Below are 17,692 nucleotides of genomic sequence, written 5' to 3'. Positions count from 1 at the left end.
CCTACCACCGGCGTCGCCGACAAGCAGCCCTGGGCCGTTTGACGCCCATCGAGTTCGAGACCATCATGAACACGACCGTCGCACTCGCGGCGTGACTAGAACTGTCACCTATCCGTGCAGCAGACCCTAGCTGGCAACCGGCTGCACATCTGCCCACCCGTTCAACTCATCAGGAAGCGCCGACCCTCACCCTTCGTACACGATCGAGATATCCGACTTGTAGAAGTCAACGGCTGGCTTGCTCTCGTGGAGCACGCCATGTCGGACTTCTGCGCGGGTCATGTCGAGCACCTTCATCGTGGCGCCGAAGGCAGCGACGGACTCAATGCGGTGGAAGGCTGAGCCGAATTCTTCGGCGAACGCCGCAAGCGCCTTCAGCTTGATGGTGGCGTCGTCGAGGTGATGGCCGTGCGGGTCGACGATCGACGCCTTCACCTCACCAGCGATGTCGTGGAAGAACACGAAGTCGGGATACATGGTGCGCCAGTTGCCCTGCATGTCCCGATACGCGATGCCAAGAGAATCGCCGGCGGAGCGCGGCGGGTTGCGGTACCAGCCCACAGCTCCAGGCCGCTGCAGTTCGGCGACCACCACCTTGCGCTCCCACTCGTTCAGCGACGAGAGCGGGAACATGCCGTGCTCGTCCGACATCAGGTGCTTCTCGACCAGCGGCGCAACAGCCAGCTGATCGTGCTCATCGATGATCTGAAAGTCCTCCATGCGTGACCGCGGCCGGCTGAGCTCGCCACGCTGCGGAGCGATGGTCATCGCGCGGATCTCTTCGTAGTCCTGCTGCCGCACGTCGGGCAGGCCCTTGAGCGCAACGCGGTGCTCGGCGAACCACTTGTCGACCAGTCGCGTCGCCTCCTGATCGACTCTCTCGCGGAGCTCCGTGATGGTCGCGAGTGCCGCCGCACGCACATACGCGTCACGGAGCCCGTCGTCGCTGCCGTCGTCCTCGCCCGCGAGGTGATTGACGTATGACTGGGCGATGTCTGCCCCAAACGCCTTCTTCGCTTCTTCGAATGCCGACCGGATGGCCCTGTCATCGGCACGCATCGAGAAGTCGCGATAGGTCAGCTTGGTCGACGTCGAGCTGCCGGAGATCGCCTGGAGGTCGACTCGCCACACGTCGTTGACCTGCTTGTCAAGCAGTTCTGGGTAGCGAACAGCAAACGCATCGAGTTCCCGATGCATCTCGAGTTCCGCCTCGGTCAACGCACCAGGGCGCACGCCGTCCATCGCGAGCGCCTGTGCGAGCGCCACGAGCCGCTTGACGGGCCGCGCGCCACGCTTCGGCAGCGTCTGAGTCGGCAAACTGTCCCACGCCGCCCACACCGCTTCGGGTACGTCAGCATTAGGTCGGAGTTCGCGTCCGTCGACCAGCACCTTCTTGGTCGGTCCCGGCATCTCGGCGAGGTTGCCGGTCAGGTAGCGCACGACCTTGCCGGCGGTCGTTCGATCGAAGAACGGCAGGATGCACTCGACCGAGTTGAGCGCTTCGTCGCCAGGCACCCGGCGGGCCAGCGGGCTGCGCACCATGCGCCCGAGGAGCTGGGTGATGTGGGTGTTGTCCTTGGCCGCACGGAACGAAACCATGACTTCGGCACGTGGGCAGTCCCACCCAGTGGAGATCGCATCCTTTGCGATGAGCACCCGCACTGTCGGCGTCTCCTGCACGCGCTGTGGCTCGAGCCACGCAACGTCCCAACCGCCGAAGTGCTGGCGACTGTGGTCACCGAACACGTGGGCGATGTTGCCGCTGTGCAGCTCGGGCATCACGTCGGCGATCGTGTCGAGCGCGCGACCGATCGCATCCGGGTCGGGCGTGTTCGGCGTTTGCAGCACCAGCAGCGGGACGACCCTCTCGGTGAATCCCTGGCTTTGCGCGTAGTCTGCCCAGCGTGTGGTCGACTGGAGCAGACGCTCGGCGGCCCGCTTGACCAGCGTGGTGTCGAAGTTGCCGGCCTCGTTCGGTATCTCGAGCGTCACTACGTCCTTGACCAGTCCCGACTCCTGCACGCGCGACGGATCGACCATCACCGGCGGGAATGCCCGACGGTCCTTCGACGCGTCGGCCTCGTCCATCGCGGTCTTGAAGTGGTCGATCGTCGCCGAGATGCCCCACACGATTGGGATCGCGGGGTAACCCGCGTGACCCTGGACGAGCCGGCGAACGAGGGTCGTCTTGTCGCGCGTGGCAGTGGCGTTGAAGCCGCGGTGCGCCTCGTCAAGCACGAGGTAAAGCGTGCGCTCCTCGTCGGCGATCGTGTTCGCAATTGTTTCCCAGATCGTGTAGCCCTGCAGGTCGGGAGTGCCGACCTCAGCCATGTCGAGCTGGGTCTCGTCGGCGACGTGACCGCGGGTGAGCTTTGAGGTCTTCGACAGCTTCTGGGTGTTGAGAAAGTACACGCGCCCCGGGTCGAGCTTGGGTCGCGCGAACGGCGGCTCGATCACGACGAGGTCGGACGACGTGAACTTCTCGGATGCGTCCATGAGACGCATACGGGTCTGATCGTTGAGATTCGGGTCGTCCGAGAACCAAAGCACGACCGCTCCCTCATCGGGTTCGACGTCAAACTTCTCCGAGCCGTAGAACAGTGCCTCGATCGCGGCAGCCGCCATGACCGTCTTACCGGCGCCGGTCGGAGCAGTGAGCGCGATCGACGTCTCCTCGCCGTCGCGCTGCCATGCCACGCGCGCGCGGTCGAGCGAGTTCAGGACGTCATCGACGGCGTCTTCCTGGTAGTCCTTCAGCGTGAACTTCACAGCGCGCTCCGGCCCGTCTCGATCTCGAAGTTGTGGAGGTACGCCTCGTATAGGCGTACGGGCTCGACATGGTCTGGCAGGTCGCGAACGACTGCCTCAAACAGGCGATCCTCGTCGGTCACGATGAACGCGAGACGCGCTTTCGCTTGCGCGGCGATCGCCTCGACGAAGTCATCCGCCTGATTCAGGTCAGCGAGCACGCCGTAGGTATCAGCGACGTCCCATCCTGACGACACGTCGTCGATGCGACGCCCCTCTGATCCTGCGCGCAGCCACAAGAGCGGCGCTACCTTCGCGAACTCGCGGTGACTCGACACGCGCAACGGCGCCTCGTACGTGAGCGCGAAGAACTCGACGTTTGCATCGAATCCATCCGCCATCGCGAACTCGTCGGTGAACTTGTAGTCCCCCTTGATTGAGTCGCCCGCAGGCGTGTTGCCCGTGATCGCCGCGGCAATACGTGGCTCAGTGATGTGATCGCAGATGCCCCATCGCTCCCACTCCGGGTCCCCAGGGCGAAATCCATCTTTTCGCAAGTCCGCTTGGTCCGCTGGCCCCACCTCGTTGTTGGTGATGGAGACGCTCCGGCGGAAGCCATTGTCTTGTTTGTTGAGTCTCAATACTGCATGGGTGGTGGTGCCAGAGCCTGCAAAGAAGTCGAGAACGATTGCCTGGGGCTTCGAGCCGACGAAGAAGCGCAATGCGTCTTCAACCGCGTAAAGCGACTTGGGATACGGGAACTTTCGGTCGGGAAGGAACGCCCTAAGCAACGATGTGCCGAAGTCTCGCGCTGAATGAGAAGGAACGACCCAGACCGAGCGGGGGCGCTGTTCAACGGCACCGTCAGCAACGACGATATTCGAGCCGTCAGGGCGTCGGCCGGTGACTCGGAAGGCGCCCGAAGCCACCTTGGCCTGTGCGCCGGAGGTCAGGTATCGGATCGATGCGACGCGCCGGTCGGGATCGAACGAGCCGACCGACACCCACCCGCCCTCGAGGAACTGTTTTAGAGTACTTTGGCCGACCTGCCAGCGGGCTTCTCTGTCACCTTTCATCGGCCACACTGTGACGAGTCCAGCTCGGTCAGGAACAGACGACCGAAGATCCGTCAAACTGAGAGACTCGCCTAGCTCCGCGATAGTCCGGGTCACCGGGTCAACAAAGACGGGGTAGAACAAGTTTGGCCGGGCAGATCGCTCCCACCCATTGCCGTCTCGATTCAGCGGAGTCCAACGGACCTCCGTCTCGCCGACGCTCTTCTTATCCGTCACGCGATCCAGCATCGTCCGAGCCGTATCGGGTACTGCAGCCGTACCGATACGAACTACAAAAACGTACTCTTCGACGCGTGAGAACTCGTCGGCTCTCCGTGATCCCATCGGGTTGATCACGCTCGTCACCATCTGAATGGCGTCACTCGTAAAAGTTTGCTCGAGCAGCATCCCCAGGCGAAGATATTCCTTCTCATCGATCGTTACAATCAGCACTGAATCGTCGGGATTGAGCAGTTCCTTCGCGAGCTTGAGGCGGCGCTCCATGAAGGCGAGCCATTTCGAGTGGCGGTACAGGTCTTCACCCTCGACATAGTCGTTGTTGTACTTCCAGTCCTTCGCGCCGGTGTTGTAGGGCGGGTCGATATAAATCGCGTCGACCTTGCCGCGGTGCGTGAACAGCAAGGTCTGCAGCGCGTGGTAATTCTCGGCGTTGATGACCGCGTGATATGGCTTATCGCCACCGCGCTCGACCTTGCCGGTCGAGACGAGCCCGGGGTAGATGGGGTCGCGGAACTCGGCGACCACGACCAGGTCGTCGACCTGCGACGCGGCGGTCTCCGCTGTGTCGTCGATCAATTCGAGCGTCGCGGTGCGGGCACCGGCGAAGTCCTTCTCGATCGCGATGACGCGCCACAGGCGATCGTCCCCCGCGTTCGCCTTCGAACCACGCGGCGGCAGGATGCGCACCTTGTCGCCACGACGCACGGGGCGTCCAGGCAACTCGACTGCCTCGGGCACGTGCCGCTCGAAGTTGAGGCCGAACGCGCGTCGGTGCGCGAGCGCATCTACCTCGCGCTTCAGGTCCTTCGCGAGCGCGGCGTCGGTGGTCTCGAGCTTCCTCAGCAGGTCATTCAGCCGGGACACATTGCTCCTTCATGGTGAGCGAGGGTGAGGATCAAGTCTTTCAGCCGAGCGGCGGTCACTCGTCGTCCGACACGTCGATGCGGCCGCGCGCGAACGCCGCGAGGATGCGCTGGTGCGTCTGCCGAGGCAACTGCCGCGTACCCGGCTCGCCGAACGGCGTGCCGGGGCGCGCGGGTGCCTCAGCCAGTAGTTCGTCGAGGCCCGGACGCGTCACCATCAGCAGTCCGTGAGTCGCGCGTGTGCATGCCACAGCGAGGCGGCCGAACGCCGAGTTGAATGTGTCGAGCTCGCTCGCGCCATTCAGCGGGTGCACCGCAATGGTGATGCCGTTCGTCTGCCCCTGCCAGGAGTCGACGGTCGAGGCGACGATGTCGCGGTCGGTCAGCTCGTACTTCTGCTGCAGACGTTCGACCACCTCGATCGCGTCGTCGACGGACTGGTTGCGCGTTGCGAGGATCGCGACGATCGGGTCGCTCTGCTCGCCTCCCGGCGCCGTCGTGTGCCACGCTCCGGTCGGCCGACCGGGGACATCCGCTTCGTACTCAGCCGAAACCAGCGACGCTCCTGCCGCGAAGAACTCGTCGAGCAGTCCCTCGACGAACTGCATCAGCGGAAGGTCGATGTCGGCTGCCTCAGCCTCTGGCAGCCCGTCGACCTCAAGCAACGTCGGTACGCCTGAGCCGACTTGCCTCCACACCTCCGCGGCCCCCTCGGCCATGCCAGCGATGTTGATCGAGCGATCGCCCGGAGCCGCGACGCAGTGCAGCGACGACCACTCGGGGTAGAAGGCTCGCCAGAGTGCCAGATGCCCCGCGGCCGGCCGCCACACGGCAGGCAACTCACGCGCCCAGGTGCGCGGGTCATCTTCGTAGTCGGTCGGCCAGGCCCGGTATGGGTTGTAGCCGGGATCGCCGCGCCACGGGTTGTCACCGACCTCGAGCGGCGGCAATTGACCCACGTCGCCCACGCCCACCCACAGCGGGGCATGCCGCGTGACCTTGTCGAAGAGATGATGAGCGATCTGCCACGCCTCGTCGACGAACAGCACATCGAACGGCGCCATACCGTTGGCGCCCGGCCCGAGGTGGTTGCTCAGACGCTTGAGCTCGCCGATGCCGCCCAGCCGGTGCACCGTGCCGATGACGACCTTGACTTCGAGCGGCAGGTCTTTCGTCGACGTCACCACCGTCGCGACATCAAGCACCTCGGGTGGCATCTCCGCGAACGCAGCCTTGCTTGCCAGGATCGCGACTTCACTCTTGCCCAACGCAGTGCCGAGCGACATTGCGAGCGGCCGCACCTGCTTGTTTGTGAACGCCGTGATCGCCACCCGTCGCCCGTGGGAATGCTGCACGGCTTCTGCGACCAGACGCTTGAGCGCAAACGACTTTCCGGCACCGGCTGCGGCCTTCAGCAGGATGCGCTCCAGCGGTGACGCGCCAGACAGCATCTCCGCCAACTCTGCGCTCGCCTCTTGGGCGACGGCGGTGTTGAGCTCGGCCGCAGCCTCGTGGTACTCCTCACCAAGCGCGGCCCGCTGCGGTGGCCAGAAGGGGCCGGTCTCGGTCTGCTCCTCGCGCACGCTCACTCCAGGTCGTCGATCGTCTGGTCATCCGGCACCGGCACGGCGACGGCCGCAAACGCGTCGCCGACAGGCGAGCCCGCCGCCGACACCTCGAACGAGTCACCGTCGCGCACAGGCGGCCACGTGTTGGGATTCAGCTGACCCCTCGCACGACGCTCGGCGAGCTGGTCGGCGAACTCGGCCTCGCGGCTCTCGTGCGAGCGACAGCACCACTGATGCGATGCAGGATCGTCTCCGAAGGACTCAGGAACGCAGTCGGCCTTCGGGGCAGACGTGTCGTCTGCCTTCGGCTTCGGGATCGACAGCTGCTTGATGCCCTTGAGCTCTGAGAACCAGGAGAAGTCGGCAACGACGACCTCGTCGCCCACCTCGACCATCGGGGCATGGAATGGCTCCCAGAGCAGCAGCTTCGGTCGTTCCTCGTCGATCAGCGCAAGCGGCCCGATCGAAAGACCGTCGATGCTAAACGAGCCCTTCTTGGAGGTGTCCACGGCGACGTCTGACTCTTCAGCGCAGGGCTCGCCATTGATCGCCACCGCCACGATCCGCGACCCGTCACCGATGCGACGAGAGTCGATCTCGAGCACGAGTGGAAACACCCGCACCACCCTTGCGAACGCGACATGCCTGTTGCCTGCGTCGGCTGCGAGGTCGCGCGCTGCAAGCGGGTTGGACAGCGCCAGCAGCTGGGACGCGCATGCGCCGTCGCTCTCGGTCATCGGCACGAGCGCATTGCGCCACGGCCGGTACGTGCGGCCGAAGCGGACAAGATCGGACGCGTGGAGCGTCAGCCGACGGCGCCAGACCTGCTGCGCATCCGACTCGATCGCCCGGTAGGCCGGCCGCAGGTTCGACGACGGCACACGGTCGAGCACGTCGAGTGCCCGCTCGAGCACCGCCGCCTTGTACTGCAGTTCTTCGGTCACCAGCCGCGCGTAGCCCTCGGGGTCGGTCACCGGGACGTCGCTCGGCTTGCGACGCCGACCAACGAGTGCCTCGTGGATCGCGTCGGACGCGTCGCTCGTCAGACGCGCGCCGGGTGTGTGCTTCGCGGCTTCGATCGCGTCGGCGAACGCCCGGTGCTCGAGCGGAGCGGCCTCGTGCGACTCGGCCCAGCCGACGAGATAGTCGAGGCGATAGGCATCGGCGGCGGGACCGCCCGCGACGACGTGACGAGCCAGCACGTCGCGAACGTCGATGATCGGGCAGCGCAGCTGGAATGCGCGAGACCGATCGTCTTCGAGCAGCAGTGCGATCGCGGTGCGCTCGACCTCCTTGATCCCCGGGGGGATCACCGCTGGCTCGCCATCGTAGGTGAGGGCAGGGCGCCCCTCCTCCTTGTCGCGCAGCCAGCGCAGGCGACTCAGTTCCACGCCTGCGAGGTTGTCGGCGATCGACACGAGCAGGTCGGCAGTGGCGCCGTCCGGCACGACCAAGTGCACTGCATGCGGGACACCACCGCCTGCAGCCTGGCGCTGGTCGCGCATCGCGCGGGTCAGCGCATCTCCGAGCAGGCGCATGACACGGCGGCGGGTGTCAGAAGACTGCGGGTCATCGAATGTCGTGAACGCCCACGCCCCACGACCATCCGCCGTGACGCGCTGGACGCCGATCCCGTGCATGCCCAGCGCGGCAGCATCCGACTTCGCGACCACGACGTTCACGCTGCCCGGAGCACCGGCCTGATCGACACGGCGCTGACCCGTCCACTCTGCAACGCCACTCAGCGTCGCGCGAATGTTCGCGGCAGTGGACGCCGGCACCCGCCCCACCTCGGTCACGCCGTCGACCAGTCCGAGCGCGTGGCGACGTGTTGCACGGGCGACGCCGAGCTCGATGAGCAGATCGGAGGGCTCGACCGATCGACGAAGTTCCGCGCGACAGTAGGAGAACAGTGTGCAGGTCTTGCACGCAGACGGGTCGAACGTCGCCTCGAGGTGCTGCACGATCGACGTCACCGGCTGATCCGGCAGATAGACCGACTGTTCGGCCTCTCGCCGCCGCTCGGCGATGCGCAGCGCCACCTCTTCCTGGTAGTCGAAGAGGTCCTCCACAATCGGCGCTGGCTGGAGGAACGCATTCCGGGGCACCGCGAGCACGCCCTTGCGATGCACAGCCATTCCGGTAGGAAGCTTCGACCAGGCAGCAGCCGATGCCGCACCGATCGCGACCTGCAGGAAGCCCTTCAGCAATCGTGCATCGTCGATTCGCGACCTCACACGCTCGTAATCCTTCGCATCGCCCATGACGAGCCAAGACGCGCGCTGTGCCTCCACAGCCGGCGCGACGACCGCGAAGTCGGGCTTCACATCTGTGGCGCGCGTGTCTTCGAAGCCGACGAATGGCACGGCGAGCTGGAAGATCAGCGTGGCGACTCCGCGCTCGACTGCACGCGCATGTGCTGCTTCGAGAGCCTGAGCCGTCGCAGCGACGCCCGCATGCGCATCGACCGTGACGACTTCCTCAGGCCGCGCAAGGCCGAGCGCACCGATCGTTCGAGTCGCTACCTCTCCCGCGAAGCTCTCATTGCGCACGAGCCGCTCGAACACCATCGCGCGCATCCATCGTGCCTGTGGGATCGCGCCCGAGCTGTCGGCGAAACCGACTGCCTTGGCGAGGTTGCGGCGGGTCATGCCGGTGATCAGCGGATCCGTGCCTCGGAACCGCGCGCACGCTGCATGCGACGACGCCGCGACAGCGCTGGAACCACCACCGACGACCTCAAGTGCCATGACGCACCTCGACTTAGCCCAGCCCACGCGCACCGATGCGCAGCCGCACTCCTGGGGAAAGTGTGACTATCACTCAGCGTAACCGCGGCGAGTGACACGCACCGTTGCCCCACAGGATCGGCGCGTCAGCCTGGCCGCTTCCGACCGTTCACGCCTCGACGGGCTGCTCGAACAGCTGCTGAGTCTCCGCATCAGTGGAGAACAGCGTCGCACCCCGCATGCCCCGGGTCAGCAGCACCTTGTAGGTGTTGCGCACCGCCCGGTCGAACTGCGCTGGGGACCCGCGCTTGACCTGGCTGTCGTGACTTCTCGCCGGCTGTGCGACCCAGCGGTCGGTGCGCCAGACGAGGTCCTCTCCAAAGATCACGCCCGCGTAGTCGTACTCGAAGCCCTGAGCCGTGTAGACGCATCCGACTTGCCCGAATCCGCGAGGATCGCTCGCCCAGAAGGGTGTGCCCGGGGCATCGCCGTGGCTGGTGTCCTTCTTGTTGTTCCAGGGCCTCGACCAGTCACCGATCACGACGTCGGACGGCAACGTGCCGTCGGCCTGCGGGTCACCCCACGGCCAGCTGTACCCGGCCGCGATGCGGGCACCGAAGCCCTCGACGAGCTTCGCGCGCAACGAATCCTCGATCGCGCTCGGAGCGGCCGCTACCCGCAGGTCGAAGCGATCATCGCCCTGCCAAGCGACGGGCCCGCCGGGCTCGAGACCGAGCAGGCGAAGCACCCAGTGCTCGTAAGCCCGGCTGCCGCCAGCGCGGAACTGGCCGTCGAGCTCTACGACGCGATGGCCAATGCCGGCACTCGCTGCTGCCGCCTTGATGTCGGCGACCGTTCCCAGCTCACCGGGGCGCACCACCTGGTGCTCGTCAAGCAGGAAGACGGGCACGCGTGCAGCGTCGATCAGTTCTGCGACCTGCGCCCGTCCCGTGCGCTTCGCAGCCGGCGTATAACGGTTGCTGGAGTTCTCCCGAATCCGGTGCGCCTCGTCAGCGATCAGCACGTCGAGCCCGTTCTTCTCGGCATCGATGAAGTCGTTGAAGAACTTGAACAGCTTCTGCACGCGCGGAGCCCTGGCACCGGCGACCTTGCGGAGCGTCTTCGTGACCGCGGCCGAGCCAGTCGCATGCACGACGCTCCGGCCCTGACGCGCAAGCTCTCCCATAAGGGCGAGTGCGATGACGCTCTTGCCGGATCCGGGGCCGCCGGTGACGATGATCGCTTCCTTCGCGTTCGCCGTACGGGCGCGCTCGACTGCCCGGAGCACCAGTGAGTAGGCGAGACGCTGCTCGTCCAGGAGCACGAACTGCTCCTGTCGCTGCACCTCTTCGGCAGCCACCGCGAGCAATTGACGACTGGGTCTGATCGCCGAGCCGAGCAGCGCGTCCGCAGTCTCCGCCCCCGGCGCGGGCGCGAGCGTGCTCTTCAGGAAGTCGATGAACTCACCCCGCCTCTGAGCCGTGAACATGCGAACGTCGCTCGCTGGCTGCAGGTTCCAGAGATCACGAATACTGTCGTCGTCCGCGTTGTGGAGGTAGGCGACGCCAGTGAGGTCGATGTGCTGATGCTCCAAGACAGCGGTGAAGTCCCTCAGGTACTCGCAGTAGCCGTGCACCTGGGCGAGCGGATGCAGACGCTCACCCATGCCGTCGAGCACGCAGGCATCGTCGGCCGAATCGAGCATTCGCGCCTTGGACCATTGCTTGAGCTCGACGACGAGCACCTGTGGCTTCGCAGACCTCGGGTGCACGCCGCAGAGAATGACGTCGGCACGCTTGCTGGTCAACGGCGGTCGATGCTCGAGCAGCACCTCCACGTCGCCCAGACCTGCGTCGACGAGGTCTCCGGTCAGCACGTCGAGACTGCTCGCCCACGACCCACGCTCGCCAGCGCTCGGTCTGTGGCCGACCTCGTGGAAGAACGACTTCGCCATCTCGTCCACCAGCGTGCCAGCCTCGATGCGGGCGCGCAGGTGCACAGCTGATCCGCGGTAGAGCGGCACGACAGAACCCCTGGAAGCACGAGTACTTCCCGTGCGGGTGGAGGCTTGTCAGGTGACGCGCCTGTCGGGCCGGACGGATGTACTTCGAGCGTATAGGCCGACGAGGACGGGCTGCGGAAGGTCGGCCTGTCTAAGAAGCGGCCCGTGGGTCCGCAGATCGTGGTCGGGCTACTAGTCGACGCCGCCGGTAAGGGCGCCATCACCTGCTCCCCAGGTCGGAACCGCACTCAATCGACATTCCCTCACCGATGCGAACCGCGTGCGTCCTTCCGGACGCGAGCAATCCACACCTTACGCTGGCTGCATGTCCAGCACCGATGCAGGTCGCCATGCAGGGTCCCCGTGGCCTCACTGATCGCATGGCTCGACAGCTCGGCCGACGAACAGCGACGGATGCGCGAGATCGTCGCACTGTTCGGCGCCTCTGAGGGGCGCGACGAGTTGGGCCTCGGACAGATTCGCGATGCCGTGTCGGACGCGCTCTTCCCGGGCACATCGACGCTGCACACCCGCGCACGGTATGCGCTCTTTGTTCCATGGTGCTTCGAACTTGCAGCTGGTGCCAGAGACCCGAAGCGTCGACTTGACGAGCTCGAGCGAGGTCTCATCGGCGCGCTCGGCCGGTCCCGAGACGCCGACGGCCTCATGGGCGCCACCGTCGGCCGCGCGCTGAAGAACCTGCCGTCGACCGTCTACTGGGGCGCGCTCGAGCGCTGGGGGATCCTGTCCCACGCTGCGAGCCGCACCGAGGCGCTGGAGCTGTCGCGCCCGCAGCGGGTGGTCGTCCACGAGGAGGACGAGTCCATCAGCCGCACCATCTGGACCACCCCGCCGGCACCGCACGGCTTTCCCGATGACGTCGATGAAGGATTCGCGCTGAGCTTCGCGGAAGCGCGGTGGTTACAGGAGCGGCTGCTGGAGTCGTCGCCCGGGTCCCTGCTCGCGCACTTCGCGAACCAGCGCCCAACGGCTGAGTCTGGAACTGCTTGGGAAGAGCCCACCTCGGCCACGGCCCCTGACAGGGCTCGATCGCTGCTGACGCATGCCGAGCGCTTCTCCACGGTCATGCACGGTGCACAACTGCTCTACAACCTGCTGCTCGCCGAGGACTGCGAGCACCACGGCGTCGGTCCACAGGAGCTCGGCGGCACACCGATCAGTGACGCGTACCGCAATGATTTCGCCGAATGGTCCCAGCGCATCCGCGAACTGGCTCTCCCACCTACCTGGCGGCTCGAGGAGCTGCTCACCGCAGTTGAGGCCGAGCCAGGCCGACCACCGAACGTCGCCACGTCGACCAGACGGTTCGTCGCCGACTGGCTGCGTGTCATTGCGTCGGTGACACCCGAGCAGATTCCAGACAGCGCGAATGCGCGAGCGGTCGTCGCGCGCCGCGAACGCATCAAGGGTCCGAAGGCGCGCCTCGGCAACCCCGCCCGGCTCGCCACGTGGGGTGGTGCAGCAGGTCGCGATCGACTGCGCTATCGGTGGCCGGTCGTGCGCCGCATACTGACGGACATCCACGACGGACTCGATCGTGCTTGAGCCCGATGTCCGAGCGCTGCTCTCCGACCTGCTGCAACCGCCGCCGGGTTTCGCGCTTGCTCATGCGGTCGGCACCACGTTCACGCTCAACCTCGAGAGCGCGCTGAAGGTGCCACTTGCATTCGCAGGATCCCGCGCGAACGCCGATGACGCCGTCGGCGTGCTCGATGCGTTGCGCCGGGCGGCGGATCGCGTCGACATCTTCGCGCAAGCGGGGTGCGTCTCATTGCCGAAGATGCATGACCTCGTCGCGCTCCTCGAGCCGATGGTGCACCCGGTCGGCATGCGCGGACGACTGTTCCACCCCAAGGTGTGGTTCCTCGAGTTCGAGGCCGACGGGGAGCGGGCCTACCGATTCGTCTGCGGCAGCCGAAACCTGACGACCGACCAGACCTGGGATGCGGTGGTGTCGATCGATGGGACGCCGTCAGCAAGTGTCGACACGATGACGGCGCGCTCCAACGACTCCATGTCCGCGCTGCTGCGCTGGCTGCCTCGGCACCTCGTGCAACCGATGCCGGCTGCGCGCCGCAAACGCATCGATGACCTCGCCGACCGCTGGCAGTCGATCGCGTGGGAGGCACCGGCCGAGGCGAAGACGCTCGAGGTGCATGTGCTGGGCATCGAACGCGACCCGATCGAGCTGCCGCAACAGCGGCAGTCACTCATCGTCTCGCCATTCATCACGTCCGACGCGCTCGAAAGGCTTCGTGCGCGGCCGGGCGGAGCAACGCACGTCGTCGCGAGGCCGGAGCAGCTCGACCGGCTCGACCCGACTGCGCTCCAGAATGGGCGGTTGTCGCTCAAAGTTCTTGACGAAACCGCAGACCCGTCGGTCACTCACGATGGCGTCGACCTCGGCCTCGGCATCCTCTCTGGACTCCACGCCAAGCTTGTCGTGCACGACGGCCCCCACATGTCCCGCCTGCTCATCGGCTCGGCGAACGCGACCGATGCCGCGTGGTCCTCGAACGTCGAGGTCATGCTCGACGTCGTCGGATCCACGGCGCGCATCGGTGTCGACGCGACATTGCAGTCCCTCGCTCCGATTCTCGAGTCGTACACGACGACCGGAGGCACCGACGTGCCACCGGAGGAGGAAGCCCGCTGGCGGTTGGAGAGCGCTCTTCGAGAACTGGCTACTGCCGAGGTCACCATCGCCATCTGCACCGGGGAGCCGTATGCGTTCGAACTCTGGCGAGAGGGCCATTCTTCGGATGAACTCGGAGGGCACGACGAAGCGGATGCGGAAGTCACGGTCAGATGGCATCTCGCGACCCGTCCCGACCTGGCGGGCACCACGCTTCCGCGGCGCGACAACGCATTCCGGTCGGGCTCGATCGCGTTGCACGAGATCACGCCGTTCGTCGTGCTCACGGCCTCGGACGCACAAGGTCATCGTGCCTCCAGCATCCTCGTCGCGAGACTGATCGACGACGTCGCGGATCGCAGGGATGCGATCGTCGCTCGGCAATTGATCGACCCACGGTCGTTTGCCAGGTTCCTGCAGTTGCTGCTTCAGGCGGGTGGCACCGTCCCGCTGCTCGAGTCTTCGGGCGCGGGGGCGTGGTCAGCCTTCGGCGGATCGGTGGCCGAGGACGGCAGTGGCCTGCTCGAGCTGCTCGTACGATCGACCGGCGCCGACCATGACGGGCTGGAAGTGATCGAGCGGGTGCTGCGGCAACTCTCCGCCGAAGAGCGTGGACGCGCCCTGCCCACAGGGTTTCTCGAGGTGTGGTCCGCGGTGGCTGAAGCGCGTCGTCTCGACCAAGGGGATCCGAGATGAGCTCCTTCGACGCGGATGCCGTCGTCGCGGGCCTCAAGGGCTTCCAGCGCGATGCGGTCGAGCACGTGATCGATCGGTACTACGGCGCAGGCGCGATCAACGGCACCGGCCGCTTCCTCGTCGCGGACGAAACGGGACTCGGCAAGAGCATCGTCGCCCGCGGCGTCATCGCTCGCACGATCGAACGATTGCAACACGACGCATCCGTCGACCGAATCGACATCGTCTACATCTGCAGCAACGCTGACCTGGCGAAGCAGAACCTCCAGCGGCTCAACGTGACTGGCGACCGTCACATCAGCATGGCGACGCGTCTGACGCTGCTGGCACGGGACACCACACGGTTGAACGAGCCATCGCTCGACGGCACCAAGAAGGTGAACCTCGTCTCGTTCACGCCCGGGACCTCGTTCAAAGACGGCGGTTGGCGGTCAGGCTCTGCCGACGAACGAGCCATGCTCGCGGTGCTGCTCGACCGACTCGTGAACGCGACCGCTCTCGAGCGCCACGCGACCCGAATCCTGCTGCAGGGCACGGTCAAGACGGTCGAGCGGTTCACCGACCACGTCACCTGGTTCGCGTGGGACCTTGAGCGGCGAGTTGGCCCCGACGAGCGCATCGTGACGAGCTTCGACGCAATGGTTCGCGAGCGCGGCACGCTGACCGAGTTCGTGACGCTGCGAGAACGCGCTGCAGCCGGCGAACCCGTGGAAGGTGAGCTGTGGCACCGGACGATGGCGCTGATCGGCAGCCTGCGTCAGGATCTCGCGAAGGCCAGTGTCGACGCGCTCGAACCGGACCTCGTGATCCTCGACGAGTTCCAACGGTTCCGTACGCTCCTCGACCCCTCGCACGGCGAGGCCTCGGAGCTCGCCGACAGCCTCTTCAGCCACGAGAACGCGAAGGTGCTGTTGCTGTCCGCGACTCCCTACAAGCCGTTCACCGCCCGGGGCGAGTCAGGCGAAGACCATGCGCGCGACTTCCTTGAAACCGTGCGCTTCCTCGCGGCGCGCGACGAGTGCGTCGTGGAATCGGTCGCGGACGCCCTTCGTGCCCATCGGGAAGCACTCGTAGCAGGATCCGACGGCGGGGTCACCGCGCAGCGTGTGCGCGCAGCGCTGCTCCCTCTCATGTCGCGAAGCGAGCGTCCTCCGCTCGGCACAGACACCGACATGGTGATCGAGCGCCCGCTCGACGGCGGCGCACCCACAGCATCCGAAGTCTCCGACTGGATCGCGTTGCAGCGGCTCGGCGACCACATCGGTGTCCGCATCGAGATGGACCACTGGAAGTCGATCCCCTACTTCTCCACCTTCATGGAGACCTACAAGTCCGGAAGTCGCACGCGCGAACTCCTCGAAGCAGACGGGGGCCAGAGCGTTGCTCCGCTGCTCGCGAGAACCGCAAGCGTCACCAAGGAGGCCATCGCCGAGAAGGCGCCGATCGAGCTCGGCAACGGCATGCTGCGCGCTCTCGCGCGAGACACGCTCGATCGCGGATGGTGGAAGCTGCTCTGGGTACCTGCCACGATGCGCTACCTCAAGGATGGCCCGATCTACTCCTCGGTCGACCGTGACATGACGAAACACGTCGTGTTCTCGGCATGGTCCGGCGTCCCGACCGCGATCAGCAGCCTGCTCAGCCACGAGGCCGAGCGGCTCGCGACGCGCGGGACCTCGGCAGCAGATGCCCTCGACTCGCCTGACGCTGTCGCGCGGCGCCTGAGCTGGCGCCTCGTCGACGGGCGTCCCGCCCAGATGAACCTGCTTGCACTGTTCTGGCCCCATCCTGAACTTGCCAAGCGCGGCGACGTGCTCGCGATGGTCCGCCAGCACGGGAGGCGCTTGGATGCCGGCGAAGTCGCAGCGGCAGCCGTGCGGAACATCCGAGGTGAAGAGGCCAAGGAAGCGTGGGAGGCATTCTTCTCGGTTGCAGGCGCGGTACCGGACGGGATCCGTAGAGCGGATAGGACGGTATCTGACGCTGCACAGGCGCTCGACGAGGAGGAGGGGCGTGGTGCAGCGCGCAACCTGGTTACCTATGTGCGCACCGTCGTTGACACCCGTCACGCGACGACCTCGACGCATCCGGATCTTGGTCACCTCGCGGCCCATTCGCCGGGCTCGATCGCCTACCGAGCTGTGCGCTCCGTCGCCGGAGAGGGGGCGACCGCCGAAGGCATCTGGGCAGCGGCTTGGCGGCTCTCGCTCGCTCTCAGATCACTGTTCGACCGGCCGATCAGCACCGCACTCCTCGACACCTTGGCTGGTGGCGACCTGCCCTATTGGCGGCGCGTCATCGACTACTGTGCCGACGGCAACCTGCAGGCGGTGCTGGACGAGTACATGTACCAGCTGCGGAGCGAGCTCGGTGGCGAGCTGCTCGACGACGACGAGCTTGCACGGGCAGCAGAAATGGCGTCGCGGGCGCTGCGCATGACGTCGGCTTCATTGCGCGGACACGACAACACCGCGGAGCGCAACGCCCTCGTATTCCGCACGCGCTTCGCCGTGCGATACGGCGGTCAGCACACCGACGCCGATGCAAAGGTCGCTGCGCGCCAGGCCGACGTGCGCGCCGCGTTCAACAGTCCATTCGCGCCCTTCGTGCTTGCCTCGACAAGCGTCGGGCAAGAGGGAATCGACTTCCATTGGTGGAGTCACGCAGTCGTGCATTGGAACCTGCCGTCGAACCCGGTGGACTTCGAGCAGCGAGAAGGTCGCGTCCACCGGTTCATGGGGCACGCCGTGCGGAAGAACGTCGCGATGGCACATTGGGAAGACGTTTTGCATGCAGACTCCCCCGCCTGGGAGGCCGCCATTGCCGCCGCAGAAGGTAGCGCCGAGGACCTCGGTGAGTTCGCGCCTTGGTGGATCTACCCCGGCCCCGCGCGCATCCACCGTCGTGTGGCAACGTTGACCCTTGCGAGGGAGCACGAGCGCTACGACCGATTGGTGGAGGCCTTGGCGCTGTACCGCCTCACACTTGGCCAGCCGCGGCAGGAAGACATGCTGCGCTTGTTGCAGATGAAGGGCCGCGACAGCACCCGGGCCGTGTCGATCAACCTTCGGCCGCCGCGAGCTTTCGTCTCGCAACCGTCCCAGCCCGAATGACCACCGGGGGCCGACGGTATGC

8 protein-coding genes are annotated in these 17,692 nt (G+C 66.0%); 3 read left to right on the top strand and 5 right to left on the bottom strand.

All coding sequences use genetic code 11. From position 1 onward, the window contains the following. Positions 1-186 precede the first annotated feature (186 nt). The 5 genes from J1M46_RS12525 to J1M46_RS12505 all read right to left on the bottom strand — a co-directional run bounded on the left by J1M46_RS12525 (position 187) and on the right by J1M46_RS12505 (position 11,202). Positions 187-2,769: a DEAD/DEAH box helicase family protein gene (locus J1M46_RS12525; RefSeq protein ID WP_206448103.1), complete on the bottom strand. Its 2,583-nt coding sequence runs from the start codon at positions 2,767-2,769 to the stop codon at positions 187-189. Further along, positions 2,766-4,907 carry a DNA methyltransferase gene (locus J1M46_RS12520; RefSeq protein ID WP_206448102.1) on the bottom strand — a complete coding sequence of 714 codons (2,142 nt, stop codon included), beginning with the start codon at positions 4,905-4,907 and terminating at the stop codon, positions 2,766-2,768. Before J1M46_RS12520 ends, J1M46_RS12525 begins: the two co-directional genes overlap by 4 nt. Before the next feature lie 55 nt (positions 4,908-4,962). Beyond that, positions 4,963-6,489, bottom strand: a complete 1,527-nt coding sequence (locus J1M46_RS12515) for an AAA family ATPase (RefSeq protein WP_342384375.1) — start codon at positions 6,487-6,489, stop codon at positions 4,963-4,965. A gap of 2 nt (positions 6,490-6,491) precedes the next feature. Next, positions 6,492-9,224 carry a hypothetical protein gene (locus J1M46_RS12510; RefSeq protein WP_206448101.1) on the bottom strand — a complete coding sequence of 911 codons (2,733 nt, stop codon included), beginning with the start codon at positions 9,222-9,224 and terminating at the stop codon, positions 6,492-6,494. Positions 9,225-9,372: 148 nt separating this feature from the next. Further along, on the bottom strand, positions 9,373-11,202 hold the full coding sequence (locus J1M46_RS12505; RefSeq protein ID WP_206448100.1) for a DNA/RNA helicase domain-containing protein: 1,830 nt from the start codon (positions 11,200-11,202) through the stop codon (positions 9,373-9,375). Between the two features lie 366 nt (positions 11,203-11,568). On the opposite strand from J1M46_RS12505, the gene J1M46_RS12500 reads away from it, so the two are divergent. The 3 genes from J1M46_RS12500 to J1M46_RS12490 are packed head-to-tail and all read left to right on the top strand — an operon-like array spanning position 11,569 to position 17,670. Further along, the gene (locus tag J1M46_RS12500; RefSeq protein ID WP_206448099.1) at positions 11,569-12,771 is read left to right on the top strand and encodes a DUF6361 family protein; all 1,203 of its coding nucleotides are present in this window, start codon (positions 11,569-11,571) and stop codon (positions 12,769-12,771) included. Then, on the top strand, positions 12,764-14,557 hold the full coding sequence (locus J1M46_RS12495) for a phospholipase D family protein (RefSeq protein WP_206448098.1): 1,794 nt from the start codon (positions 12,764-12,766) through the stop codon (positions 14,555-14,557). The genes J1M46_RS12500 and J1M46_RS12495 overlap by 8 nt, the downstream gene beginning before the upstream one ends. After that, entirely contained in the window at positions 14,554-17,670 is a 3,117-nt protein-coding gene (locus J1M46_RS12490; RefSeq protein WP_206448097.1) for a helicase-related protein, read from the top strand. Before J1M46_RS12495 ends, J1M46_RS12490 begins: the two co-directional genes overlap by 4 nt. Positions 17,671-17,692 lie beyond the last annotated feature (22 nt).

Source organism: Agrococcus sp. KRD186, from assembly GCF_017168255.1.
In the GTDB taxonomy this organism is placed as follows: domain Bacteria; phylum Actinomycetota; class Actinomycetes; order Actinomycetales; family Microbacteriaceae; genus Agrococcus.
This window is presented reverse-complemented; position numbering and strand designations above follow the sequence as displayed.